Genomic DNA, 26,673 nt, shown 5'->3' on the forward strand with positions numbered 1-26,673 from the left:
ATGGCCATGGATGAACGCAAGGACTTTCTCGGGCGCGGCTGGGCGATGCCGGTGGCGCTCGACCCGCGCACCGGGCAGCTGGCCGTGGCCGAGTACGAGGACGACATTCGCCAGGCGATCCTGATCATCCTCGAGACCGCGCCCGGCGAGCGCCTGATGCGTCCCGACGTCGGCTGCGGCATTCACGAGCTGGTATTCGAGGTGATCGACAGCACCCTGCTGCAGCGGGTGCGCTCGGTGGTGTCGGAAGCGCTGCGCGAGTTCGAGCCGCGCATCGAGGTACTCGACGTGGCCGCCGACGCCGACGGCGCCGCCACGGGCCTGCTGAAAGTCGAGATCGAATACCGGGTGCGCAAGACCAACCAGACCGGCAACCTGGTCTTTCCATTCTACTTCCGCGAAGGGGGACGGGCATGAGCCGGCGCCGCGCACCGGGGCTGGACGCGCGCCGCGAAAGCGATTTCCATCGCGAGCTGCTCGAACGCGCCCGCTTGTGGATTCCGTCGTGGGGCGGGCCCGATGGCGAACGCGATTTCGCACACGCGCTGCTGGCGATCGGCGCGCGCTTTAACGCCGAAGTGGCCGAGCGGCTCGACAAGGGCGCCGACAAGATGGCGCTCGGCTTGCTGGACTGGCTGGCGATCCGCGGCCAGGCCGCCATTGCGGCGCGCATGCCGGTCGTGTTCAAGCTGGCCGACAAGGCGCAGGCGGTCAGCGCGCCGCGCGCGGTGCAGCTGCAGGCGAGCGCGCTGGGTACGCCGGTGGTGTTTGAAACCGAGGGCGAGGTGCGCCTGGTGCCGAGCCGGCTGCAGGTGGTGGTCGGGGCCGACAGCGGCCAGGATGCCTATTACCTGCCGCCGCCGGGCCTGTCCAGCCTCGATCCGCTCGATCCCTTGCCCACCCAGTGGCGCCTGCGCAGCTTCGCCGCGCCCGGAGCGACGACGCTGCAGCTCGATCCGCCGCTGGGCCTGGCGCCCGGCATGCTGATCGAGATTGGCGGCGCGCAGTTCAGCATCGAAGCCGTCAACGACGACCTGGTCAGCATCGATCCCGCAGTGCCGCAGGGCGAGGGCTTCGACGGTGCCAACGTCGCCGTGCGCAAGGTGAGCGCCTTCGACCCGTTCGGCGGGCACGCCATCAACCGCCAGTTCCATGCGCTGTACCTGGGCCACCCGGATCTGCTCAACATCGAATCGGAAGCGACCATCAGCGTCGGCGGGATCGGCGCCCTGCCGCCGGGGGTACGCTGGCACTACTGGGGCACGCTTGCGGGCGGCGACACGGCCGCCTGGCAGGCATTCCTGCCGGGGTCGTCGAGCTCCGCGCTGGCCAAGCCGAAGGGAGCGATCGCAACGCGCAAGGTGGGCGAGGTCGAGTCGCGCTGGATCCGCGCCAGCGTGGCCCGGGTGCCGGCCGGGGAGCCGCTGGCCAGCGATGCGCTGACCGTGAGCGTCAACCGGGTCGACCTGGACGGCGCTTGCCCGCCGCCCGGCGCGCCCGGCGGCGTCGATGGGGTCGAGGCGATGGCCAACAGCACGCCGCTGGAGCTGAACGACATCTTCTTTCCGCTCGGACGCGAGCCACGCCAGTTCGACGCCTTCTACCTCGGCTCGGCCGAAGCGTTTTCCAAAGCGGGCGCCAGCGTGCGCATCTGCATCGACATGGCCGACGCCTCGTTCGCGTCGTTTGCCAGCTTGCGCGTGGGCGAGCGCGCCAATCGCTTGCTGGCCGGGGTGGCGCAGGATGGCCACTTGCATCTGCTCGCGTTTAACCCGGGGAGCGCGCGCCTCGATCCCTACCGCAAGCCGCTGCGCCCGCCCTCCCCTGCGCTGATGCTGCAGTCGGTAGCGGGACTGCCGGTGGTGCTCGACCCGCGCCCTTCCTACCGGCCGGCGCTCTGGTGGCGCGATTTCGGCGCGGTCGGGTACGACGTGCTGGTGGCGGTCGCCGCCGGGGGATCGGTGTGGCTGTGGAGCGACCTGGGCATCCTGCCGGGGCTGAGCGGCTGGTCGCCGTTGGGCGCGGTCGATCCCACGCCCGGCCAGAACGCCGCCGTGCGCGGGCTGGTTCACCTGGAGGGCGGCGGCGGCGACCGCTTGTTCGCCCTGCTCGGCACCAGGCTGCATGTGCGCGACTTGAGCGACACCAACGGCGCCTGGGCGCCGGTCGAGGTCAAGCTGGCGGGCGCCGACGTGGCGCTGGAGAAAATCGTACCGGTCGTGGACCAGGCCGGCGACATGGGTTCGGGCAGCATGGACCAGGGCCTGCTGGGCATCGGCGACGACAGCGTCGTGTATGCGATTGCCATCTCGGCGCCGGCAAGCGGTGTCGCCGGCGCATGCACGCCCTTGTTCGGCGATGCCGATACCAGCATCGCGCCGGCGGCGCTGCGCCGCACCGACCGCAGGCTGCTGGCCGTCGCCGCGTGCAAGGCGGGCGGCCAGGACTTCCTGCGCGCCTCGCTGTCGCAGCCCAACCAACAGCTTCCGTCCGGGCCGCTCGAGCGGGTCGATCTGAGCGGCGCCGTGCTGGGCAACGCCATCGATGTCCATGTCAGCTCGGGCCAGCCCGGTTTTGCGCTGGCACTGCGGCCGGCAACGGGCGCGCCCACGTTTGCCTGGTGGTCGCCCTACAATCCGTCCGTCGCGGCCGATCTGATGAGCACCGACATCCCGGCCGGCATGGGTGCCCCGAATGGCGCCCCCACCTTGCTGGCGCAGCACCTGGTGCTGCCGGGGATGTCGGGCCAGGTGCTGGTCGCCGAGTTCAACCTGGGCCGCCAGCAAACCTTCGACACGCACCTGGCCAGCGCCGTCATCACGCCGCTGTCCGACCGGCCGCTGGCTGCGAGCGACAGCATCGCGGCGACGACGGGCGCGGGGCTGGCGGTGCGGGTGATCGCCGCCGCCGGCGTCAACCATGCCGGCGAGACCCTGTATGAAATGAGCGGGCCTTACCCCGACCCGCAATCGGGCGACGCCCTGCTGGCGTACCGCAGTTCGGGCGCCGGCCTGGTGGGCGCCGTGATCGACACGGACAAGATCGCGTTAAGCGCGGGTGACGGGACCGGCGTTTCCCATGTGCTGCTGATCAAGACCAGCCTCTCGACCAGCCTGTACCCGGTGGACACCATCTCGGGCATGGGCGTCGCCACGCTCGCCTCCGACCTCGATCTTGGGACCGAAACGAGCGTGACGTACTGGCCCCAGGAAGCGGGAAGCGGCAGGGTCGCCCCCCTGATGAAGCTCGATCCGGCCACGACCGGCAACTGGGACGCCGGGCTGCTCGGCCACACCTTGCTGACCTTCCCCGGCGCCGGTCCGGAACGCCAGCGCGGCGCCGCATTCCAGGTCGACATCAACCGGCGCCCGATGCTGGTGGCCCTGGACCGCGAATTTGTATCGCTGCCGAACCCGTCCCCGATGGCCACCAGGTTCGTGGTCGACGGCGCCGTCGACAAATGGTCGACCCAGCCACGCGACACCAAGGCCAATCCGGAGCTGTCGTGGGAGTACTGGAATGGCGCCGCCTGGTGGAAACTGAGCGGGCTGCGCGACGAAACGCTGAACCTCAAGCGCAGCGGTGCGATCCGCTTCGACATGCCCGACGACCTGCAGCCGAGCGACTGGGCCGGCACGAACAATCACTGGGTGCGCGCGCGCCTGGTCGGGGGCGACTACGGCCAGCCGCGCACGGTGGTCAAGACGGTCACCAGGCCGGACGGCTCGACCGAACAGACCGTCGAACGCTTCCCCGACGAGGCGGGTGCGCCCCAGGTGCTAAACCTGCGCGTGCAGTATGCGGCCGGCCAGCCGGTCTTGCCGACCTATGTACTGAGCGCCGACAGCGGCGCCGTGCGCGACCAGAGCGACGCCAACCGCACGGCCGGTGCGCTGGTGAGCATGTTCACCCACCTGGCCAGCGGCCTGCCGCCGTCGTCGGACCAGGCGCAGGCAGCGGCGGCGGGGCCCGCATGTCGCGCCGCCTGCGCCTGCGACGCGAGTACGCTGGCGCCTGCGGCCGGCCAGGCCGCAGCGCCGCCGGCGGCGCCGCAACGCGCCTTGTACCTCGGTTTCAGCGCGGCGCTGGCCGGCCAGCCGGTCAAGCTGCTGGTGCTGGTGGAGCGCGAGCAGATGTTCGACGCCTTCGCCCCGCTGCGCATCGAGGCCTTGTCGGGCGCGCATTTCGTGCCGGTGGTGGCCGAGGACGGCACGCGCGCGCTGGGCGAAAGCGGCCTGCTGTCGCTGAGCCTGACCTTGCCGACGGTGGTGGCCGGCCTGTTCGGCAGCGCGCTGTGCTGGCTGCGCCTGTCGCCCGCGCGCCAGGGCGAGCGCTGGACGCCGCACCTGCGCGGCGTGTACATCAACGCGGCCTGGGCGCGCGCCGCCGAAACCATGACGCGCGAGCGGCTCGGCTCGTCCATCGGCGCGCCCGGCCAGGTGCTGCTGCTGGCGCGTCCCCCGCTGCTGCGCGACACGCTCGAGCTGCGGGTGCGCGAAGCGCTCAGCGGCGAGGAACGCGACGCTTTGCTGCGCGCCGATCCGGCCAGCGTGGTCAGCGACGTCGCGTCCGACCTGCGCGGCCACTGGGTGCTGTGGCGCCAGGTCACCGACGTCGACGACAGCGGCGCGCTGGAGCGGGTCTACTCGCTCGACGAAACCAGCGGCGCGGTGCGCTTCGGCGATGGCCTGCACGGCATGATTCCGCCGATCGGACGCGACGCCATTGTCGCCTTTTCATACCAGCGCAGCGCGCCCGGTTCGGCGGACGGCGTGCTCGCGGCCAACGCCATCGCCCAGCGCACCAAGCTGAACCTGATCACCGCGGTCGACGGCGTGGAAGCGGTGTTTGCCGCCGACCAGCCGGCCGGCGGCGCGGCGCCGGATGACCCGCAGCGGGTGCGGCGTTTTGCGCCGGCCCGCTTGCGCCATCGCGAGCGCGCCCTGAGCGCGGCCGACTTCGAGGATCACGCCCTGCAAAGCTCGCCCGACATCGTCCAGGCGCGCGCCTTCCCCGACAGCAGCGGGCTGCGCCTGGTGATCGTGATGCGCGGCCCGGATGTGCAGCCGAGCCAGGCCGTGCGGCGCGAACTGCGGTACACCCTGCTGGCCGCGGCCCCGCCGCAGATGGCCATCGGGCGCGCCTTGCGCATTACCGGGCCGGCGCCGAGGCGCCTGCGCATCGGCCTTGCCTTGCGCGTTGCGACGCTGGGCGGCAGCGGCCAGCTGGCCAACTACGCCAAGGCCGCGCTGTCGGCGTTCTTCGATCCCGCCAGCGGCGGCCTGGAACGCGAAGGCTGGCCGCTGGGCGCCGACCCGCTTGACGACGATGTCGCGCTGGCCCTGCTCGACGCGCCAGGGCTCGAAGGCATCGAACGGGTGTCATTCGAGGAGATCGGGCCCGACGGCGCAGCGGCCCCCTGGCGCGAAGCGGTGCGCCCGCACCAGCTGGTGATGCTGGCCGAGGACGGCCTGCGCATTGAATTGATCATCGTGGAGACCGAACAGTGAGTACACTGGCCCCGAACTATTTCGACCGCCGCTTCGACGACCTGCTCGACATCGGGCGCTCGCGGCTGCCCAGCCTGGCCCCTGGCTGGACCGACCATAACCTGCACGACCCCGGCATCACCCTGCTCGAACTGCTGGCCTGGGTGACCGAGGCGCAGATGTATTCGCTCTCGCGCATGCGGCGCGACGAGCGCGCGGCCTATGCCGCCCTGTTCGGCCTGGCGCCGCGCGGACCGCGCGCGGCAAGCGGCTACCTATGGCTGCAGCGCCTGCCCGGCTCGAGCGCGCTGGGCTACACGCGCAGCCTGGTGCTGGACGCCGGCGCGCTGGTCCATCCCGAGCAGTCCGATTCGCCCGCCTACCGTACCGTGCGCAAGCAGCTGTGGGTGGCGGGGCAAGTCGGCGCGCTGTACACCCGGCTGGCCGACGGCCGGGTGCTCGAGCACAGCGCCACCAATGAACGCGGCAACGTGCTGTTTTTGCCGTTCGGAGAACGCGCCGGCGCGCGCGACGTGCTGGCGATCGACATCGTTTGCCCGGTCGACGGCGGCCTGTTTCCGGCGCGGCGCGCGGACGCCGACGGCGCTGTCATCACCATCGGCGTGCGCGCCGACGCCACCTCGGGCGCCGCCGACGCCGCCGGCGAGCCGCTTGCGCTTGCCGTCACGCTCGCCAGCGGCGCGGCGCGCCATGCGCTGCCGGTGGTGGACGACAGCACCGACGGCTTCATGCGCAGCGGCGCGCTGGTGCTGGACGTGTCGGGCGTGGCCGGCTCGCCGCGCCAGTTCACGCTGGAGATTCGCGCCGAACGCGGCTTCGCCAGGCCGCCGCGCGTGAGCCGCATCGACCTGAACGTGATTGCGGTGCGCCAGGGCCGCCTGGTCGCGCGCGAGCTGCACATTGCCAGCGGCCTGCCCGACCAGCTGCTGCGGCTGCGCGAAAGCGGCCTGGAATTCGACGCGGCGGGCGAACCGGTCATGGTGGAAGTGGCCGAGGACGGCGCGCTGCACGCCTGGCGCCGGCGCCCGGGGCTGGCCGACAGCTTGCCCGCCGACCGGGTGTTTGCGCTCGATACGGCGCAAGGCAGCATTTGCTTCGGCAATGGCGTCAATGGCCGGATCGTGCCCCCGGGCGCGCAGGTTTTGCTGAGCTACGCGGTCAACGACGGCGCCCAAGGCAATGCCGCGCGCAAGCAGCGCTGGGTGGTGCGCGGCATCGACGGCGTGTACGGCGTCAATCCGCTGGCCATGGAAGGCGGGCGCAATGGCGTCGACCACCTCGACCAGCGGCGCGAAGCGCGGCGCCGTGCGCGCGAGGAGCACGCGCTGGTCACCGGCGCCGACGTCGAAGCGGCCGCGCTGGCCCTGCCGGCGCTGGAAGTGGCGCGCGCCTGGGCTTTGGCCGGCGGCGCAAACGGTGTGCTGGACCTGGTCGCCATGCGCGCCCGTCCGGCCGGGGTGGAGCCGGACGACGCGTCCGGAACGGCGCCCGAAACGGCGCGCTGGCTGGCGGCGGTGGAGCGCCGGCTGGCGCCGCGCCTGCCGCTGGGCCTGCGCCTGCGGGTGCTGGCGCCACGCTATGTGGTGTTTGGCATCGAGCTGCGGGTGGAAAGCGCCGACGGCTACCAGGAAAGCGCGCTCCAGGCCGCGCTCGGGGCAACGCTGCAAGCGCGCCTGGCGCTGGTGGCGGCGCACCCGGGCGGCATGCAGCGCGCCCTGGGACTGGGTGTCACCGTGCGCGACCTGGCGGCCTGGGTGCGCCAGGTGGAAGGCGTGCGGCGCGTGCTGTCGCTGCGCCTGTTCGACAGCGCCGGGCGCGCGCTGGACGCGGTCGCCACGCCACGCCTTGGCCTGCCCAAGCTCGACTTGCGCGCCAGCGTGCTGTCGGTGCGCCGGCCTGCGCAAGCGGAAGTACGATGAGCGCCGCCCGCCAACACCGCTACCGCTTCGCCAGCGCCGGCCAATGGGCCGCCGGTGTGCTGGCGCGGGCGGACCAAGCCGCCCTGGCCGCCAGCGGCGCGCTGGCGCCGGTCGCGCCTTTCGGCGGCACGCCCCAACTGGTGCGCTCGAACGGCGCCTTCGCGCCGGCGGCCGCGCGCGACGGAACGCTGTTCTGGCACGACGGCGCGGGCGCGCTCCTGCGCCTCGATCCCGACGACCCGGCCGTTCATTCCATGCCCTCGCCCTCGGCGCCCGGCCCGGTGCGGCGCATGGCAGCACAGCGCGACAAGCTGTGGCTGGCGGCGGCGGCGCTGCATTGCCATGAGCGCGAACAGCTGACGCGCCGCTTCGTGACGGACTTCGACGGCGCCCGCCTGCTCGACTTTGCCGCCGACGGGCGCGACGGCGTATGGGCGCTCATCACGCAGGACGGGCGCCCATACTGCGTCCACATCGATTGCGCCGGCTATGAAACCATGCGCTTCGCACCGGACGGCGTGGCCGATCCGGTGCAACTGACCTGGCTGGCCGGGCCGCGCAAGCTGGTCCTGATGGCGGCCGGCGGCACGCATCTGCACTGGTTCTCGCCGGGCGACGCCAACGCCCTGTTCTCGCTCGACGTCGATACCGTCCGTCCCTGCTTCAGCGGCGCCTTCCTGGGCAGCGACGCGCGCGCGCGCGTGCTGCTGGCCGGCCTTGACCACGAGGCCTGGGGCGGCGGCCCGGGCGTACTCACCTTCGACGGCGACGGCGCCGGCCTGGGCCTGGTGCCACTGCCGGCGGCGGCCACCGGCGTGCATGCCACGCCGTCGTCGCTGCTGGTCACCACCGCCGACGGCCTGTTGCGCTTTGCGCTGGCCGCCGTGGCGGGCGCGGGCGCAGGCGCGGAGGCCAGCTGCGTTTTCATCACGCCGGTGCTGCTGTCGCCGCTGAACGACAATCCGCGCCGCTGGCTGCGCGCCGAAGCGCTTGCCACGCTTCCGCCCGGCACCAGCATGGAGATCTCGTACGCCTCCACCAGCGACCCGCAGGTGCAGGAACAGGCGGTGCGCATCGCGGGCGGGCGCGCCGGGCAGATGGCGCGCCTGCGCGAACACCTGGGCCGCTGGCAGGCGCCGGTGGTATGGCGCGGCCCGGCGCAGGCGGCGTTGCTGGCGGCGCCGCTATTCGAGGTGCGCGATCCGTGGCTGTGGGTGAGCGTGACGCTGGTGGCCGCGCCAGGCGCGCCGCTGCCGCAACTGCACCGCCTCGACGTGCTGTATCCGGGCCTGACGCTGATGGAATACCTGCCGGCGGTGTACCAGCGCGCCGAGGCCGGGCCGGACAACTTCCTGCGCGCGCTGGTCGGCGTACTGGAAACCGGCACCCAGGAACTGGACCAGCGCATTGCCGCCATGGGCAGCATGATCGACCCGCACACGGCGCCGCTGGCCTGGCTCGATTTCGTGGCGCGCTGGCTCGGCCTGGCGTGGGACGACGCGCTGGACGAACAACAAAAGCGCCGCCTGCTGATGCGCGCCGACGCGCTGGCGGCGCGGCGCGGCACGCGCGCGGGCCTGGCAACGCTGCTCGACGCGCTCGTGCCCGGACGCTACCGCATCGCCGACCTGAGCGCGCAGCACGGCTTCGCGTCGCTGGGCGGCGCGGCCTGCCGTGGCAGCGCGCTGCCGGCCATCCTGGCCGGCCTGCCGGCGTCGGCGCTGGCGCTCAATCGCAAGGCCATCCTGGGCAAGGGCCGCCTGACCTGCGCCGATGCGCCGCCCGATCCGGCGGCGCGCCTGGTCGGCCAGGTCACGGTCGCCATCACGGCCAGCGCGGCCGAGCGCGCGGCCTGGGAACCCTGGATGGCAACGCTGCTGGAGGCCGCCATGCCGGTGACGGCGCGCCTGGCGCTGCGCTGGCGCAGCGCGGCCGCGCGCTTGTTCGACGAGCGGCTGGGCGACGCGCTGACGCTGGGCGGCGCGCCCGCGCCGCACCTGGGGACCGACGCGGTAAGCGGCCTGGCGCGCCTGCCAGCGATGGATGCGGGCCCGCGCCTGCGATGAACAGTACAGCAACCTGGAAGGGGTACACTATGAGTACGACATGGAAAGCGGCCAAGAAATGCGGCCAGCCGCAGCCGGATTCCTGCTGCGGCACCGACTGCACGTCCGGCATCAAAAACCGCTACTTCAGCGGCAAGCGGCTTACGCCGGACGCGCTGCGGGTGGAGCAGGACTACCAGGTGGAACGGCGCCGCCTGCTCAACCGCGCCATGCACGGCTGGGGCGTGGTGTACGGCTACCCGGTGGCGCTGGCTGCGGCGGCGTCGGGCGCCGGCACGGCCGACGGCAGGCTGGCCATCGGCGCCGGCCTTGCGCTCGACCGCATGGGGCGCGAACTGCTGCAAACCGGGCAACTGGTCGTGGCGCTCGACGACATGCTCGAACTGCCCGGCGGCACCGGCGATTGCTGGCTGCTACGCGTACACTACGCCGAGCGGCTGGTCGCGCCGGTGTCGGTGACGGACGCGTGCAGCGGCGAGCGGGCGCAATGGGACCACGTCTGCGAAACGGTGCGCTACTCGCTGCAGCAAGTGCCTTGCGCGGCATGCTGCAAGCCGCAGGCGTGCGAACTGGCTTGCGGCTGCGCCGGCGGTCCGTGCTGCGAGCGGCAGCTTGACGACCGAGGGCAAGCCGCGCAGGACATGCCGCACGATGCGCGGGCCGGCGCCGCCTGCTGCCTGTGCGACCACCTGGCCGCGCTTCAGCCCGGAGCCGAATGCAGCGCCCTGACCGAGGTGGACGAGGGCTTGCGGGTGGACCTGCGCAACGGCGTGGCGCTGGCCTGCATCGAACTGGGCATGGATGAATGCAAGCGGTGGATCGTCAAGGAAGTGAGCGATGCATGCGGACCGCGCCGGCTGGTCAAGCGCAACGACCTGCTGTTCGACCTGATTCGCGGCTGCGACCTGACCCACATCAATTTCATCAGCTGGGAGAACTGGCTGGCGCCCGGCTACATCGTTGACTGGGACGACTTCGAGGCCTGTTTCGCGCCCGAGCGAAGCCGCCCGCTGGGCGGATGCATCACCACCTTCGAGGTCGGGTTTTCCAGGCCGGTGCGCAAGGCAAGCGTCACCCCCGATTGCTTCGCGCTGCGCTTCTTGATCCGCCAGCGCGAAGGCGGCTGGCTGGTGCCGATGCGCGCGCCGATCGTGCGCATCGACTTTGCGGACACGGACCCCGACCTGGCCACCGGCGCGAGCCTGGTGGTCGGCTGGGGCTGGGTCAGCGACGCGGTGCGCGGCCTGCAAACCGAATTCGAAGGCACCAAGGTCGGGGTGGAGATCGAGATCCGGGGCGACCACATCCTGGACTGCAATGGCCAGGCGGTCGACGCCAACGCGCGCGGCCACAGCGGCGCCCCGACCGGCAATGGCACGCCGGGCGGCACCTACCTGTCGCATTTCACGGTTGGCGAAAAGCCAGCCAAGCCCGATCCCGACCAACTGCCCGCGCTCAGCACCGATAACGGAGGTATCACGTCATGAACCATCAATCCCCCCTGCGCTCGAAAAAGGAGCCCTCCACGCTGGTGCGCCCGCAATACAGCCCCGGATTGCTGCTCAACGACGACGACCTGACCCTGGCCGTCGATTACACGCGCGAGCTGAACCGGATGCTGTTCAAGTCCCTGCTCGGCTGCGGCGTGATCTGCGGCCTGGTCGTCTCGGCCGAGCTCGAGTGCGGCAAGGTCGTGGTGAAGGTGACGCCGGGCGTGGCGCTCGACTGCCACGGCGACCCGGTCCACGTTCCCAAGCAGGCCGACGTGGCCATCGACCCCAGTTGCGGGGTCGATGTGCCGCCCAGGCTGTGGGTACTGCTGCGCCGCTACGACAAGCACTGCGCGCCGCGCGCCGCCGTCTGCTCGCAGGATGACGACGACGCGGCCTCGGTCTGCACCCGCATACGCGACGGCTTCGAAGTGAGCGTGGTGGGCACGGCGCCCGAATGCGCGTGCGGATGCCCTGAGCCGGCCAGCACCGCAAACAATGCCTTCACCGGCGCTACTGCCGCAGCCGCAGCCGCCAAGGCGGCCAACGGCAAGGCGGCCAAGCTCAATCCAGCGGCCGCCGGCACGGCTGCCACGGACGACTCCGTCACCAAGGCGAGCGCCGTTTCCGACCCATGCTATCGCGCCCACTACAAGGGCGAATGCAGCTGCTGCACGGACGACTGCGACTGCGAATGGATCGTGCTGGCCCGGCTGGACCAGCTCAAGGCCGGCACCTGGACGGCTGACCATAGCGTACGGCGCTTCATACGCCCGATCCTGATGGCCGATCCGAAGGTGATCGAGGAGACCACGACGGCGCCGAAGACCTGAGCCCGTCATGAGAGCGGAGCGCATTGCGGCAAGGGTAGCGCTGGCCGAGCGCCGGCCCGCCCAGGCGGTTGCGCTGGCGCGCCAGCCCGCCGCCGCGCAGTCGCCGGCGCAGTCGCCGGCACAGGGGCTGCGCCAGCGGCTGGGAAACCAGGGCACGCAAGCGCTGCTGGCCAGCGCCAGCGCGCCGGCCATCGAGTGCATGCGCGTGACGGCGCCCAACGACCCGGCCGAGATTGAAGCGCAGGCGGTCGCCAGCCGCGTGATGCGGATAGCCGCGCCGGAGCCGGTATCGGCCAGCGGCGCGGCGATCGCGCGCGCGCCGGCCGGTCCGGCGCCGGCCGCCCCGGCCAGCATCGACACGGCCGGCGGCACGCCCTTGCCGGCCCCGGTGCGCAGCTTCATGGAGCCGCGCTTCGGCGCCGACTTCAGCAAGGTGCGCATCCACACCGGCGAGGCGGCCGCCGCCCAAAGCGCCCAGCTCAATGCGAATGCCTTCGCCCTGGGCCAGAACGTGTTCTTCGGGCGCGGCCAGTACCAGCCCGATACGGCGGCCGGCAAGGAGCTGATCGCGCACGAGCTGACGCACACGATCCAGCAAGGCGCCTCGCCCCAGGGCGGTGCGGTACGGCGCAGCGCGGCGCCCGCGGTGACCGAGCATGTGAGCCCCCGCGTACAGGGCGATTTCCTCGGCATTCCCAACCCGCGCGAGTATTTTGCCCGCCGCGCCGCCGCGGTGCCCGGCTTTACCATGCTGACGGTGGTGATCGGGTTTAATCCCATCAACAATGCCAGGGTCGACCGGAATGCGGGCAACATCCTGCGCGGAGCGATCGAGATGATCCCGGGCGGCAACCTGATTACCGAGGCGCTCAACAACCACGGCGTGTTCGACAGCGTGAGCGGGTGGGCGGCCGGGCAGTTCCAGGCGCTGCGCGACATCGGCGCCGCGCTGTGGCAGGACATCGAGAACTTTATCAGCCGCTTTTCCCTGCTCGACCTGCGCGATCCGGGCGCCCTGTGGGACCGTGCCTGGGCCATCGTCGCGCGCCCGCTCGACCGGATCAGGGCATTCGCCGTGGCCCTGAAAGACGGCATCGTCAACCTGATCAAGGACGCCATCCTGAGACCCGTGGCCGCCTTCGCCAGGAGCACGCGCGGCTATCCGCTGCTGTGTACCGTGATGGGCAGGGACCCGATCACCGGCGAGCCGGTGGCGCAGGATCCGGTGAGCCTGCTGGGCGAATTCATGAAGTTCATCGGCGAAGAAGAGATCTGGGCCAACATGCAAAGGGCGAACGCCATTCCACGCGCGTTTGCCTGGTTCCGGGGCGCGCTGGGCGCGCTGCGCGGCTTTGTCAACGAGATCCCCGGCCTGTTCATGCAGGCTTTCAGGGCGCTGCAGATCGTCGATATCCTGCTGGTGCCGCGCGCCTTCGCCAGGCTGGCCGGCGTGTTCGGCGGTTTTGCCGCACGCTTCCTCAGTTGGGGCGCCGACGCGGCCTGGAACCTGCTGGAGATTATCTTCGACGTGGTCAGCCCCGGCGCACTGGCCTACATCAAGCGCACCGGATCGGCGCTCAAGAGCATCCTGCGCAATCCCCTGCCCTTCGTGGGCAACCTGGTCAGGGCGGCCAAGCAGGGCTTCCTGAATTTCGGGGCCAATTTCATGACGCACCTGCGCACGGGGCTGATCGAATGGCTCACCGGCTCGCTGCCGGGCATCTACATTCCGAGGGCGCTGTCGCTGACCGAGATCGCCAAGTTCGCATTCTCGGTGCTGGGGCTCACCTGGGCCAACATTCGCCAGAAGCTGGTGAGGGCCACCAGCGAGACCGTCGTCAAGAGCCTGGAAACGAGCTTCGACATCGTCGCCACGCTGGTACGCGAGGGGCCGGCGGCGGCCTGGGACAAGATCAAGGAGCAACTGGCCAACCTGCAGCAGATGGTCATCGGCGGCATTAGCGATTTCGTGGTCGACATGGTGGTCCAGCGCGCGCTGCCGAGGCTGGCCGCCATGTTCATTCCAGGAGCCGGCTTCATTAGCGCGATCCTGTCGATCTACGACACCGTGATGGTGTTCGTACACCGGATCTCGCAGATCGTCCAGGTTGTGACCGGCTTCATCGACTCGATCGTCAATATCGCCGCCGGCGACATCGGGGCGGCGGCCACCCGGGTCGAGAGCACGCTGGCCCGCTTGCTGTCGCTGGCCATCCATTTCCTGGCCGGTTTTGCGGGCATGGGCCGGGTGGCCGACCGCATCATGGGCATCTTCGCCAGGATCCGCGCGCCGATCGACCGGGCGCTCGACTGGCTGGTGAACTGGATCGTGACGACCGCCCGCAAGCTGGGACGCATGGTGGTGCAGGCGGGCGTGCCGCAGGATCCGAAGGAACGCCTCAAGCTGGGCCTGAGGGCGGCGGTCACCGCCGTCAATGCCTTGCGCGGCAATCGTGTTACCGGTGCGATGATCACGCCCGTGCTCGCGGCAATCAAGATCCGCTATGGCTTGCGTACGCTAGAGCCGGTCGCGGCGCCCGATGGGTGGTGGATCGAGGCCGAGATCAACCCCAGGGACCGTGAAAAAACCAATAAGCGCACAGGTCCGCCCACAGCTGAAGTGAGCGTCGCGCAAGCGGTCCGGGCCTTGCGCGGGGGCGCCAAAAACGTCACTGTGCGCACCGAGGCCGATGCGAGAGCCGTTGTCGCCCAAGCCTTTCCGCAAGCGCTGGAACGTACTGGTCCCGGGCCCCTCTCGGCAATTCCCAACCCCGACATCGCAAGCTCGGTGAAGAAGTTCCGTAAAGACGCCAATGATCTCATGCTCTTCCATGTGGATACGAAGAGATACAAGGTGGCTGACATCCTGCCTGCCATCCGGGCCGAAATTGAACGCAAGCAAACGCACATCCGCAGCGGCCAAGAGACAATCACCTATCTGGTCAATGAAATGAGTGCCCGGCAGGCGCGCCATACCGGCCCGGAACCGGCCGGCGCGCGCCGGGATTTTACTGACCGGATTGCAGGCTTGAGGGCGCGCGCCGACGAACTCGAGCGCGACATCGGGCGCCTGCGCAAGGCGCAGGACAATTTCGCTCACGCCCTGCCCGAATATACCAGGCTCGAACAGGAGGGCGTGCTGTACGGCCATACGCCGGTCGCCGCGGAACATCCGCACAGGACCAATCCGCACATCAACGTGGAATACACGCCATCGCAGGCCAGCGCCACCAGCGCCGAGGGCGTTGTGGTAACCATCTATATTAGTCAGGTGAGATAAGGGAATTCGGCAGGCGCCCGATGCTGAACAAGAATTCTCGCTATTGTTTCGCTTCTTGCGCCATGACGGCAGGCGCGCCGGCCAGCCCCGGCGCATCGCGCAAGCGCCGCACCGCCTGCGCCCGTCCCTGCAGGTGCAGCTTCTCGAGCACATTGTGTACATGATGCTTGACGGTGGCCACGCTGATGCACAACGCGCGCGCGATTTCCTTGTTGGACCTGGCCTCGCCGAGCAGGTGCAGCACTTCGGCCTCGCGCCGGGTCAGCGCCGGATCGGTATCGGCAGGCTGGGCCGGACCCTGGACGCCCTTTTCCATCAGATACAGGGCGCGCAGCAATCCGGATGAAATCTCCGCCGAACAGACCAGCCTGCCGGCCGCCACATCGGTCAGCGCCTCGCACAGCGCATCGGCAGGCGTTTCGCGCGAGATATATCCGGTAAAGCCCGCCTGGCCGCAGCGAATCACGTCCTGGCGCTGCTCGGTGAGGCCAAGCGCCACGAGCGACTTGCCGGGATACCCGGCCGCCAGCGCGCGCACGTCATGCAAGTCGATTCCCTGGGTGACGTCGATCAGGACCAGGTCGGTTTCGGTGGCGTCGAGCGTGCTGCGCAAGCGGGAGAAATCGCTCACGACAGCGAGCACCTTCATCTGTGGACAATGGCTGATGCAGGCGCTGAGGCCATCGCCCAGCAGACGGATGGGCGTCAACACAACGATGTTCATGAAACCACCTGAGGTGAGGGAACTGTGCGTTTTGACGTGCAGAGGCGCAAACCCGAATATTATCACGCCGATAACTCTCGAATTTACTTTTTGAGGCCCGAAAAGATGGAACAAGCACGTGCCTTCGCATTCGTCGTTTATGTGCGACATTTTCGCCGGATATGCTGAGTTATCGATTGTATTGCCTCGCCAGGCAGCTTCCCCATTGTCCCGTAACGACATACGCTTGGCAGGAAAGGCAATCCGATATTGACTACGGATTTCGCCTGGCAGACGAGGGCTTCATTGTTGACGTGGCGGCACAGATGTTTTGCCCATTCCCCCCTGTTTTGACAACAGTCTGCGCGGCATACTGCGGGGCTGGCGCCGGACTGGGATTGACACCCGCTGTTGACGAGGGTTGATTGACGTTTCGGACATGCGTACGCATACTTCACACGCCAATCCCGCCCATCGTCAGGAGTCCACATGCTGTCGCGCATTCAAGTTCAGGAAACCCTCGGTATTGCCAACGCCCTCGGATTGCTCGATCAGGGCGCCATTGACGACGTGCTCGCCAGCTTCGACGCCGGCTCGCCGTTCCGCGCCGTGCTCGCGGTGGCAAACTGCATGCACATGCACATCAAGGTGGACGACACGGCCAGTTTGCCGCGCGCCGCCCTGCTGGCCGGCGGTGCCGTCATCGACAACGAGAAAGATGGCTACGTCAAGTTCGCCTGCCCGAGCGGGATGAACCTGATCTTTTCGTCGATCAACGTAGCCCAGGACGACCTGCGCGAAAGCCCGGACCGGCGCCGCCCGCGCCCTTTCCTCGACCATGTCGGGATCGACCTGCGCGACCCGGCGCCTGCGGTGCGCGCGGCGTTCGACGGCATTGTCGCCATCGCCGAGCAGAACGGTTTTCCGCACAGCTCGCAGGGGGGCGCTGGCAAGGCCGTGTTTTGCTGCCACGTCAGCGTCGCCGAAAAACACTGGGTTTACCCGACGCGCGCCGCGCAACGCCTGGCGCCGGTGGAAATCGCCTTTGGTCCGCTGGTGATCAACGCCGACAGCAGCGGCTGCGACCTGCGCCCGGCCGATCCGTCGCTTGCGGCCGCGAGCCCCGCTTGCGGCACGCGTTGCGGCACGCCTTGACTGCCAGTCAACGTTGCCGAAAGAAATATATATTTCCACAAGTATCGTCCGTGTGATGTAATCGGGTGACTTGTCGCTGCAAAGACAAGTTGATAACCATACGGAGATACTTTGAAAACGATAAAATCCAAACGCTTGTCCTTGCGCCCGCTCGTGCGCTCCACCGGCGCCCTCGCCTGTACGCTGGCCTTGGCCGCCGCCATGAGCGGCTGCGGCGGCGGCGGTGACAGCGGCAAGGGCAACGGCACAATCGGCAACAATCCAGATACCAAGATCCGGGTGGCGCCCAACGCGGGCGATAACTGGACCCTGGTGCCACCCGCCGAGGTCGGCATGGATGCGGCCGTGCTGGCCGACGGCGTCGCCAAGCTGCCCGACGCCGCCAGCCACGGCATGTCCAGCATGCTGGTCACCCGTTACGGCAAGCCGGTGCTGGAACAGTACTGGAACGGCTACGACAAGGACACCCTGCACGACCTCCGTTCGGCGACCAAAAGTATCACCTCGCTGATGATGGGCGTGGCGATCGACCAGCGCGTGGTCGGCGGCGTGAACGATACCCTGGACAGCTACCTGAACGCCGCGTATCCGAACGCGCCGGCGTTCCGGCTTGGCCTCAAGCTCGCCGACATGCTCACCATGCGCAGCGGACTCGACTGCAATGACTGGAGCGCCAGTTCGCCCGGCAAAGAAGAAAAAATGTATCAGCAGACCGACTGGGTGCGCTTCTACACCGCCCTGCCGGCCAACGCCGCGCCCGGCAGCGAGACGCGCTATTGCACCGGCAATCCGGTTGCGCTGGGCCGCGTGATTGCCGTGGCCAGCAAGAAGCCGGTTCCGGCGTTCGCCGACGAATTCCTGTTCGGCCCGCTGAACATCAAGAGCGCCAAGTGGGCCTCGTTCGACAACGGCGCCCAGACCGATACCGGCGGCCACATCCAGATGCGCCTGCGCGACATGGCCAAGCTCGGCCAACTGGTCGTGCAAAAGGGCCAGTGGAATGGCAAGCAGCTGGTATCGGCGGCGTGGATGACCGAATCGACGCGCCAGCACACGCAATTCGCCAGCCTGCCGCAACGCAATGGCTACGGCTACTTCTGGTGGCGCAGCGTCGAGACCGTCAAAAACACGTCCTATGATGTGATTTTTGCCGATGGCAACGGCGGACAGTTCATCATGATCGTCCCGGCGCTCGAGATCGTGGCCGTGTTCACGGGCGAAAATTACAACCTGAACAAGGCCGAGTTCCCGTTCGAGGTGCTCGACCGCACCATCCTGGCGGCTGTCAAGTAGGCTGCCGGCGGCAAGCCAGCCATAAAGTATCTGCCAATGTTGTATTATTGTGGCAATATGGAGAGAATTGCAAGAGCAAGCTATCCACACTGCTCCTGCTTCCGATGACTTTTTTCAAGGAGCGACCATGGCCGCTGCAATTTTTTACAACAAGGTAGTGCAAGAACTGTATGTTTCCTATTTTGGCCGTCCGGCCGATCCCAACGGCTTCCTGGCGTTAACCGGGGCGCTGGCCGATGCCAGTGCGCCGACCGACACCGCCGGGCTGGACGCCGCCTACGCGTCGAACGCCCGCGTGCGCAGCTTGATCGACAGTTTCAGCACCAGTGCGGAGTCGAGCGTGCTGTACGGCACCGCCGCGCCGGGCTTCAACACGGTCCGCTTCGTCAGCCAGATCTACAACAACCTGTTCGGCCGTACCCCGGACGCGGGCGGGCTGGCGTTCTGGACCAAGGCGATCGATTCCGGTTCGCTGACCCAGGCTGCCGCCGCGCACGCGATCCTGACCGGCGCCCTGACCGCCAACAACGCCGATGCCGCGCTGATCAACCGCAAAGTCACGTTCGCCAAGATGTTCACGGCATCCATGGACACCCCCAATGAAACCTATGCCTATCAGGGCGACATGGCGGCCCAGTTCGGCCGCGACCTGCTCTCTGGCGTGACTGCGGACAGCGATGCAGAGGCGTTCCAGGCAAGCATCGACAGCACCCTGGCACAACTGGTCACGGCGACCAAGCTGACAGTGGGGACCGATAGCGCCGCTGGCATGCTGTTCCTGGCCGACCTTGATGGCAACAGCAATACATTGCAGTCGGGCGACAGCCTGGTCGGGGGCGATCACAACGACACCTTGCGCGCCGTGCTGCGCCCGACAGCCGACAAGCAGGTGCCGGCGCCGACCACCAGCAGCGTCGAACAGATCCGCGTGCATGCGGACGGCCCTACCGATGGGTCCGGCCTGGTCGCGCTCGACGCCGCTCGCATGAGCGGGGTGGCACGCTGGGAAAACGATCACAGCCGTGGCGACCTGACCATCAGCAATGTGGGCGTGCGCAGCGGCCTGCTACCGGAACACGTAACCATCGCCATGCTCGGCAGCGCCGCCGGGGATGCCGATTTTTCCGTGTATTTCCACCACGATGGCCTGCGCGCGAGCCTGCCGGCGACCGGTTCGTCCACGCTGCGCCTGCAACTGATGGACACGCGCGCCAGCGAAGCGGGCAGCCCGCCGCTGAAAGACAGCCCGTACGATGGCTTTCGTTTCCTGTTGAACAAGGTGCCGGTGCAGCTACGTTCGAGCGCCATCGACCAGGCCCAGACCTATGAGGCCTTGGTGAGCGCCATCGGTGCCGAGATGGCCGCGACGCCGGAGCTGGAAAAGCTGGTGGTCAGCCTGGGAGACGCGTTCCAGGCCTTCGACACCCGCACCGGGCAATTGCAGAGCGGACGCGAGATTGTGATCACCAACACCGGGCCGGGCAAGCTTGGCATTGCCGGCGCCAGCTGGCTGCAACCGGGCGCGGGCGAAGAAGGCACGCGGGTATCGGGACCGTCGTCCGGCGCCGTGCCGCTCATTACCGCCGCCATCGTGCTCGATAATGTCGGCCGGGGCGGCATCGGCGGCGACCTGCTGGTGGGCGGCACGCCCTATCTGTCGACGCACGAGAGCACGGGCTTCGAAGCCTTCAACATCAGCGTTGAACGCACCAGTTTGCTCCAGTCGATCGATTCGACCGACAAGCTGCTGCAAACGGTGACCCTGGCCAATGGCGCGGTCAAGGGCGACCTTGCCGTGCGCGGCGCGGCCGATGGTGCGTCATCGGCCGAAGCGTACGGTTTCCATGATGTGCGCCAGGTCGACGCCAGCGCGATGAGCGGCAAGGTCGACCTGACGGCCGTGATCACGGCCGCCTCCGCGACCAAATACCTGGCAAAACCGGGCACCCAAACCGGCTCGGGTACGGGCACGATCGACTTTCATTATGTTGGCGGCAGCAACAATGACAGCTTGTCGCTCGATCTCTGGCATGGGGCGGCGAGCAGTCGCGGCGTTCGCCTGGCCGGGCAGGAAGATTTCCGCTTCACGCTCAACGGCGGCGATGGCGACGACGTCTTGCAGCTGCGCGTGCTGGCGGCGCCGGTGGGCGACGAGGGCTGGGTCGTCAACCAGGACCGCAATAACAACATCCATCTCAGTGGCGGCAATGGCAATGACACGATCCGCAAGCCGGGCGCGGGAGATACCGTCATTGACGGCGGCGCAGGCGACGACCAGGTGTACCTGATCGACGCGGCGGCCGCTGCGGGTAGCGTGCAGCCGGCCAGCGACAACCTGATCACCGGCGGTGCGGGCAACGACACGATCGTGCTCGGCGTCGCGGAAGCGGCGCTGCTTGCGCAATCGAGCAACGACACGCTGATCTTCGGCCGGCAATTCGGCACCGACAAGATTTTCAACTTCGACGTAAGCGGTACGGGCATCGATCACCTCGATGTCAGCGCCCTGGGCGGTCTTTTCCTGAGCAGTTCGCTGGCGCTGGACAAGTCGATCACCATCGCCGATCTGAGCGGCGCCAACGACAGCGCAGCCAAGGTCGGCGCGCTCTTCAGCGCCAATAACGCCGCCGCGCAGACGCATGTGTATGCCGTGGTCAATGCGACCGGCAATGCACTGGATATTTACGCGATTGCCGACGCGGCCGGCGCAGGCAATGCCGTGGCGACCCTGGAAGGCAGGATCGACTTCGACGCGGCGCAGGTGGTGCGCGGATTGGTGATGGCGAACTTCGTCAACGCCGCAAGCGCCGCTTACAGCCAGGCCGAGGGGGCGTCGAGCGCGGTGGCGGCACAGCTGGTGGGCGTGGCGCCGGATGCTGAAGTGCCTGGAATCTTCTAAACGTCACTCGGGACGTAAGGAAACTGGCAGGCCTCGTCCACGACGGCGCCTGCCAGCGGGGAAATATCGGGCGGGATCAGTTCATCAGCGCAGTGACGGCATAGCCTTTTTCGGCGATCTGCTCGTTGAGGTGTTCGATGGCGTAGTCGGGCAGGCGATCGTCCTCGTCGGCGATTTCGAAGGCCCTTGCCTCCACTTCCCAGTCGGTATTCGTGGCCTCATTGGGAATATTGCGATCCTGCGGCACTGCCAGGTACGAGTACTTGCCGTCGTGTTCGGCCCTGCGGTAAATGTCCAAGCGCATGATGGTTTCCTATAAAGAAGAAAAGACGCACACCCGCTTCGCGTGGAGCGGCTGTCCGTACCTGACTGTAGCCGGGCTTCCCCTCCCCGTCTGTTAAGTAATCAACATCGGATGTCTTTTTTGTGCGATGTATTTACTTCTTCAGTATTACATTTGATGCATATTGAGATTGATCAAGCTATGATGAATTCATTGATTGCGGAGAGCAACATTGTTGTACGCAGTCGTGATCGGCCTTTATGAAGGAGTCGTCATGTCCGCGCAATCGTTTCTCGGCAAACTCAAGGTGTGGCACACGTATCTGATCCTGAGCGTGCTCGGGATCATGATCACCAGCATCCCGACCTACTTGTATTTCAAGGAAGCTGCCAAGGGCTTGACGGCCTATGCGTCCGAACAGGCGGGCATGCCGGGCGTGGCCAGCATGCTGCGCGTGATCCAGCTGACGCAGCAGCATCGGGGCCTGTCGGCGCTGGTGCTCGGCGGCGACAAGGAGGCCGAAGACAAGCGCGCGGCCAAGCAGCGCGAGGCCGAGGCCGCCTTCGCGGTGGTCGACAGCCTGATCGCGCAGATCAGCGATCCCGCCATCGCCCTGCCCTGGTCGGAGCCGCGGCGCGAGTGGGATACCTTGCGCGCGGCGGTGTCCGGCAAAACGATGACCGTGGCCCAAAGCTATGCCGCGCACACCGCTTTGCTGGCCAAAGCGCTGAAAGTGAACGAATTGATCGGGGACTATTACGGTCTCAGCCTCGACCCGGACAAAGATTCGTATCAATTAATCCAAGCCATGTATTACCAGTTGCCGTATCTGACGGAAGAACTGGGGCAATTGCGCGCCAAGGGCGCCGGCTTGCTCGGAAAGAAAGAAGCCACCCAGGAAGAACGCCAGATCATTTCATCGATGATCGGCAAGATCAACGACCGCGTGCAGCAAACCACGAACGCCTTCGGCAAGGCGGCCACGTATAACCCGGCGATCGGCGCCAGCCTGGCGCCGCTGGTACACGAGGCGGTCACGCTGTCGAGCACGCTCACCGGGCTCGCGACCGAACAGATCCTCAAGCCCGAGGCGCCCAGCTACAGCGCAAGCACGTATGTGGCTGCCGCGACGCGCGCGATCGACGCCCAGTTCGCGCTCAACAGCGCGGCCAAGACCGATCTGGACGCCATGTTCGTCACCAAGATCGGCAACTTCCATACCGAACGCTGGACCATGCTCGGCGTCATGCTGGCTTTGCTGGGCGCCGCCGGCTGGTTCACGGTGCTGGTCACGCGCGCCGTCACGGTACCGCTGAACAACGCCGTCGCGGTGGCGCAGAGCGTCGCCAGCGGCAATCTGGTCAACGAGTTCGAAGTCGGTGCCGACAATGAAGTCGGGAAAATGCTGCGCGCACTGAAAAACATGAACGACAGCCTGCGCGGCATTGTCGGCGATGTGCGGGTCAGCATCGAGAACATCAGCGCGGCCACGCGCGATATTGCGTCGGGTAACAACGACGTTTCGTCGCGGCTCGAATCGCAGGCCTCGAACCTGGAAGAAACCGCCTCGTCCATGGAAGAGCTGACGTCCACGGTGAAGCAGAATGCCGACAATGCCCATCAGGCCAACGAACTGGTACTGGGCGCCTCGCAGGCCGCGACCAAGGGCGCGGCGGTGGTTTCGCAAGTCGTGCGGACGATGGGCGACATCAACGAGGGCTCGCGCAAGATTGTCGACATCATCTCCGTGATCGACGGCATTGCCTTCCAGACCAACATCCTGGCGCTCAATGCCGCCGTGGAAGCGGCGCGTGCCGGCGAGCAGGGCCGCGGTTTTGCGGTCGTGGCCAGCGAGGTCCGCAACCTGGCCCACCGCTCCGCCTCGGCCGCCAAGGAAATCAAGGTCTTGATCAATCACAGCGTGGACCGGGTGGAAGCGGGCAACCAGCTCGCCAACGACGCCGGCAGCGCCATGAGCGAGATCCTGAACAGCGTGACGCGGATCACCAGCATCATGGCCGAGATCGCCGTCGCCTCGGCCGAGCAAGGGGCCGGGATCGAGCAGATCAACCATGCGGTGACGCAGATGGATGACATGACGCAGCAAAACGCCGCCCTGGTCGAGCAAACCGCGGCCGCATCGAGCAGTTTGCAAGAGCAGGCGGCCACCCTGGTGCAGGCGATGAGTATTTTTACGCTGGGGAATGAAGCGGCCCATGCCGGAACACGGCCTGGCGCGCCTGCGCGCACCGCTGCGGCGGCGCCACGCCGCCTGGCCGGCGCCAGGCCTCAGCAATTGAAACACGTGTAAAGCGGCACGAGGGTAGCACGAGGGTAGCACGGGGGTAGCACGGGCGCGGCGCCGGGCTTCAGCGCCCGGGGCTGCCGCGCAACACGCGCGCCGGCAGCATCACGATCGAACGCAGCAGGTCGAACACCGCTTCCACGCCGATGCCCAGCAGGCGAAACGGCAGGAGCAGCAGCCACACCAGCGGATAGAGCACAAGAGCCAGCAGGGCCAGCGGCCAGCAGAGGACAAGTACCACCAGCCATAACAGGAAACTCAACATCGTTTTCTCCTCACGGGAAAAGTTCAGGTGGGTGTACTGTAAGGACATCGCGCCGATGCGGCAATGCGCGTGCGACCAACGGCGCCAGGGCGCGGGCGAAGTGCGAAAAGCCGGGATAAATGGGGACGATGCGGCCGCAACGCCACCGTCGGCCGCGCGCCAGGGCGGCCGCCGGCGGGGGTGGCGGCGGAAAGCGGCAGGATTTACTGGCCGACGCAAATAATCTTGGTGGCGTACTCGTGCGCGTTGGACTTCTTGTTCGACGCCCAGTCGATCACTTCCTGGGCTTGCCCGATGGTCATGATGGTGGCTTTTTCCTTGTTCTTGATGAAGGAAACACCTTCGAACTTGCCTTCCTTGCTGCGCATGACTTTGGCGAACACGGGCGGTTTCAGCGCGTCGTCGCTGAGTTTGTTTTGCTGGACGAGGTAACGCTGGTCAATATTTTCCATATGCACTTAAATAGACGGTCAAGCCGGCATTTTACGGGTTCGCCCGTCGCGCGGCAAATCGATCGGCGGCGCTGGCTGGCCGGCGCATGCCGGCCCCGCTCGACCAATCGGCCTTATCAGGGCGCCCACAGATTCGGAAAGAATAGTACGCTAAGGATTTCCGCCAGTCCGAAGCGGACGGAATCGTCCCTCGTCAACGTTCCGGCTCTGCCGCCAAACATAGTCCCCGGCTGTCGTCCCCCCAGTTCCCGGCGAATGCATGGCCGGTCTGAGCGTTGACCAGATCGGCCAGTGCGGCCGAATAGGTTTCATCCCGAATATGCCAGGCCTGCAGCCACGACAGCTTGGAATAGCTCGCGCCGGGGCTCGACTCCGCCATCTTGGTCAGACCGAGGTTGATCGCGTCAGCCAGGATCGCCGACAGTAGCAAGGTTTTGTCCTGAGCCTGCGCACGGCTTCTGAGATGCACGAAGTGGCGGGTGAACCCGGTCCATTCGTCCACATCCATCAGCATCGTCAGGCATCTTGTGATCGACAGCTCACAGATCAACAACGAGTACGCCACCAGGGAGTGCACGAAGTCCATATATAGCGCCAACCCCGGCACGGCGCAGAAATATAAGTACCAGAACGAATATTGGAAGCACAAGGGGAGCTTCCGCGGCCTCGTCCTCAATGAGATCAACAAGAAGCTCGAAGAATACAAGTTTTCCGTGAGGAACAATTCGAAGTCGAACCTGGAGACCGACCTCATCATAACCGAGGACGGGATCCCCCTCGACAACAAGGGCAAGGGAAGCAGTGCCTGATAAAGACGGAGTTCGTTGCGAAGCAGTCATTGAGGAATCGGTGCCGCCGCTGTCGCCTCGCGTGCTATTTTTCGCGTTTTCCCTTCTCTCCGTCGGTAGTTTTTTGTTTTTTGATAATACTTTTTTCTACATTATTACCACATTCGCGAAGATAAGTTTTCCGGGAAATGGTTAGAAAATACGTCGATATTCTATTGTCTTTAGACATTATTGGCGTGTCAATCATTTTAGACATTGGAATAACTAAATTGCATACTTTTACAACGCGGAATGATAGTATGTAGGAGAGAGGTTCCTTAGTATTTAATTCAGAGGAAAGGTAATTCTCGTGCGCCTTTGACCCTGCTGGGACCACTTCACAACTGGCCAGGTCGGGAACGCAGATTTCAATTTTCTCCCCAGTAGCATTCAAGGTACGCATCTGAAAGTCTACCCGCTGTGGCATAGCGTGAGCTTGAGGCGCAAACGCGAAATTACTTGTTACGGCGACTAGCAAGGGCCAGAATTGTTCGAGCATCTTCTTCACTAGCTAAAGTCCTTTCAGTAACATTTAGGGCAGCGCGATTTCTGTTTGAATAGGGCATTAAGGGAACTGGACCTTTGGCAGGTTCGACAGGCGCATCCTTATTTACTTTACCCCCCATTGTGGATGTTCCTTCATGTGTCCAGGAATAATCTATACCAAATGCGTCGCTTAGGAATCCGTGGCCAATCTCATGCGCAGCCACGGCCTTATACTCGGCCTCGCTCTGTTCCGGAACGCGATAAAGATTTCCAGAAAGGACAGGATGTGGGTTCCGTGAGCGACTGCTTTGGTCTTTCCATATAGGGGAACCTGGGTTAGCAAGCGTCATCGGCATGCCATCCGACGACATTTTTCCAGTAACTTTCATGTTATATTCGATACCATTGAGCATTACTGGCCTGCTCCAGTGTTTTTCTAGGCCGGCATTAGCCAATTTTACATAATTCTCGAATTCCTCCGGGGTGACTTTGCTGGTAAATCCAAGCGCTCTGCTTCCAATATTTGGTACAACATAATCCATTAATATTTCTACATGGATTTCCTTGTTTTCCTCGTCGATAAAGGCGGATGCATAGTCAACAGGAAACATCGTGCCTTTTATTACATCATTATCGCTCGTCTTGAGGATGGGGTGTGGCGGCGCGCGGCTCTATGCCGTTTTGAGTGGAACTGGACAGCCGGCACGGTAGATGGTAGATCGCAACGGAGCGGCGGCTGGTTGTAGTGGATTGGCCGGAAGGTTTTTAAACTTGGACATACGAAGGTAGGCGATGGCGACGAAGTTCTTCACGGTGCGAAATCCGCGGGCGGCCCGTTTGACTTGTTGGAGCATCCCATTCATCGCCTCGACGTAGGCGTTGCTGCGTCCATCGAGCATGCCGCGTA

The 26,673-nt window shown here is 66.4% G+C and carries 19 protein-coding genes and 1 pseudogene; 12 read left to right on the forward strand and 8 right to left on the reverse strand.

The window, feature by feature from the left end:
* The 7 genes from F1735_RS20355 to F1735_RS20385 are packed head-to-tail and all read left to right on the forward strand — an operon-like array spanning position 1 to position 15,098.
* A complete protein-coding gene (locus tag F1735_RS20355; RefSeq protein WP_229505877.1) occupies positions 1–417 on the forward strand; it encodes a GPW/gp25 family protein in 417 nt (138 codons plus the stop codon).
* Positions 414–5,510: a hypothetical protein gene (locus F1735_RS20360; RefSeq protein WP_167238647.1), complete on the forward strand. Its 5,097-nt coding sequence runs from the start codon at positions 414–416 to the stop codon at positions 5,508–5,510. The genes F1735_RS20355 and F1735_RS20360 overlap by 4 nt, the downstream gene beginning before the upstream one ends.
* Positions 5,507–7,429 carry a putative baseplate assembly protein gene (locus F1735_RS20365; RefSeq protein ID WP_167238648.1) on the forward strand — a complete coding sequence of 641 codons (1,923 nt, stop codon included), beginning with the start codon at positions 5,507–5,509 and terminating at the stop codon, positions 7,427–7,429. Before F1735_RS20360 ends, F1735_RS20365 begins: the two co-directional genes overlap by 4 nt.
* On the forward strand, positions 7,426–9,495 hold the full coding sequence (locus tag F1735_RS20370) for a phage tail protein (RefSeq protein WP_167238649.1): 2,070 nt from the start codon (positions 7,426–7,428) through the stop codon (positions 9,493–9,495). The genes F1735_RS20365 and F1735_RS20370 overlap by 4 nt, the downstream gene beginning before the upstream one ends.
* A gap of 29 nt (positions 9,496–9,524) precedes the next feature.
* Positions 9,525–10,982, forward strand: a complete 1,458-nt coding sequence (locus F1735_RS20375) for a hypothetical protein (RefSeq protein ID WP_167238650.1) — start codon at positions 9,525–9,527, stop codon at positions 10,980–10,982.
* Positions 10,979–11,818 carry a hypothetical protein gene (locus F1735_RS20380; RefSeq protein ID WP_167238651.1) on the forward strand — a complete coding sequence of 280 codons (840 nt, stop codon included), beginning with the start codon at positions 10,979–10,981 and terminating at the stop codon, positions 11,816–11,818. The genes F1735_RS20375 and F1735_RS20380 overlap by 4 nt, the downstream gene beginning before the upstream one ends.
* 7 nt (positions 11,819–11,825) lie before the next feature.
* Positions 11,826–15,098, forward strand: a complete 3,273-nt coding sequence (locus F1735_RS20385; RefSeq protein ID WP_167238652.1) for an eCIS core domain-containing protein — start codon at positions 11,826–11,828, stop codon at positions 15,096–15,098.
* A gap of 40 nt (positions 15,099–15,138) precedes the next feature.
* Here F1735_RS20385 and F1735_RS20390 read toward each other — a convergent pair whose 3' ends face one another.
* A complete protein-coding gene (locus F1735_RS20390) occupies positions 15,139–15,822 on the reverse strand; it encodes a response regulator transcription factor (RefSeq protein WP_167238653.1) in 684 nt (227 codons plus the stop codon).
* A gap of 468 nt (positions 15,823–16,290) precedes the next feature.
* Here F1735_RS20390 and F1735_RS20395 point away from each other — a divergent pair, with 468 nt between their 5' ends.
* The 3 genes from F1735_RS20395 to F1735_RS20405 all read left to right on the forward strand — a co-directional run bounded on the left by F1735_RS20395 (position 16,291) and on the right by F1735_RS20405 (position 21,148).
* On the forward strand, positions 16,291–16,956 hold the full coding sequence (locus F1735_RS20395; RefSeq protein WP_167238654.1) for a hypothetical protein: 666 nt from the start codon (positions 16,291–16,293) through the stop codon (positions 16,954–16,956).
* Positions 16,957–17,067: 111 nt separating this feature from the next.
* Positions 17,068–18,249 carry a serine hydrolase domain-containing protein gene (locus tag F1735_RS20400; RefSeq protein ID WP_167238655.1) on the forward strand — a complete coding sequence of 394 codons (1,182 nt, stop codon included), beginning with the start codon at positions 17,068–17,070 and terminating at the stop codon, positions 18,247–18,249.
* A gap of 127 nt (positions 18,250–18,376) precedes the next feature.
* Entirely contained in the window at positions 18,377–21,148 is a 2,772-nt protein-coding gene (locus F1735_RS20405; protein ID WP_167238656.1) for a DUF4214 domain-containing protein, read from the forward strand.
* A 76-nt stretch (positions 21,149–21,224) separates the two neighbouring features.
* On the opposite strand, the gene F1735_RS20410 is transcribed toward F1735_RS20405, so the two are convergent.
* On the reverse strand, positions 21,225–21,452 hold the full coding sequence (locus F1735_RS20410) for a DUF6139 family protein (protein ID WP_166878348.1): 228 nt from the start codon (positions 21,450–21,452) through the stop codon (positions 21,225–21,227).
* Between the two features lie 253 nt (positions 21,453–21,705).
* Between F1735_RS20410 and F1735_RS37895 the strand changes: the two genes are divergently transcribed.
* The gene (locus F1735_RS37895; RefSeq protein WP_167238657.1) at positions 21,706–23,742 is read left to right on the forward strand and encodes a methyl-accepting chemotaxis protein; all 2,037 of its coding nucleotides are present in this window, start codon (positions 21,706–21,708) and stop codon (positions 23,740–23,742) included.
* Positions 23,743–23,800: 58 nt separating this feature from the next.
* On the opposite strand, the gene F1735_RS20420 is transcribed toward F1735_RS37895, so the two are convergent.
* The 3 genes and pseudogenes from F1735_RS20420 to F1735_RS20430 form a co-directional block, all read right to left on the reverse strand.
* Positions 23,801–24,001, reverse strand: coding sequence for a hypothetical protein (locus tag F1735_RS20420; RefSeq protein ID WP_167238658.1), 201 nt, complete (start codon positions 23,999–24,001; stop codon positions 23,801–23,803).
* Positions 24,002–24,204: 203 nt separating this feature from the next.
* Positions 24,205–24,453, reverse strand: coding sequence for a hypothetical protein (locus F1735_RS20425; protein WP_166898299.1), 249 nt, complete (start codon positions 24,451–24,453; stop codon positions 24,205–24,207).
* A gap of 235 nt (positions 24,454–24,688) precedes the next feature.
* A pseudogene (locus F1735_RS20430) lies at positions 24,689–24,967 on the reverse strand (Tn3 family transposase); the annotation flags it as partial.
* 13 nt (positions 24,968–24,980) lie between these two features.
* Between F1735_RS20430 and F1735_RS20435 the strand changes: the two are divergent.
* Positions 24,981–25,262, forward strand: a complete 282-nt coding sequence (locus F1735_RS20435; protein ID WP_167238659.1) for a hypothetical protein — start codon at positions 24,981–24,983, stop codon at positions 25,260–25,262.
* Positions 25,263–25,326: 64 nt separating this feature from the next.
* On the opposite strand, the gene F1735_RS20440 is transcribed toward F1735_RS20435, so the two are convergent.
* The 3 genes from F1735_RS20440 to F1735_RS20450 form a co-directional block, all read right to left on the reverse strand.
* A complete protein-coding gene (locus tag F1735_RS20440; protein WP_167238660.1) occupies positions 25,327–25,779 on the reverse strand; it encodes a hypothetical protein in 453 nt (150 codons plus the stop codon).
* Positions 25,736–26,377 carry a hypothetical protein gene (locus F1735_RS20445; RefSeq protein WP_167238661.1) on the reverse strand — a complete coding sequence of 214 codons (642 nt, stop codon included), beginning with the start codon at positions 26,375–26,377 and terminating at the stop codon, positions 25,736–25,738. The genes F1735_RS20440 and F1735_RS20445 overlap by 44 nt, the downstream gene beginning before the upstream one ends.
* A 60-nt stretch (positions 26,378–26,437) precedes the next feature.
* Positions 26,438–26,673 (reverse strand): transposase (locus F1735_RS20450; RefSeq protein ID WP_167238662.1); only part of this gene is annotated, 236 nt, incomplete at its 5' end.

This window comes from Massilia genomosp. 1, assembly GCF_011682185.1.
Classification (GTDB): Bacteria; Pseudomonadota; Gammaproteobacteria; order Burkholderiales; family Burkholderiaceae_D; genus Telluria_A; species Telluria_A rubra.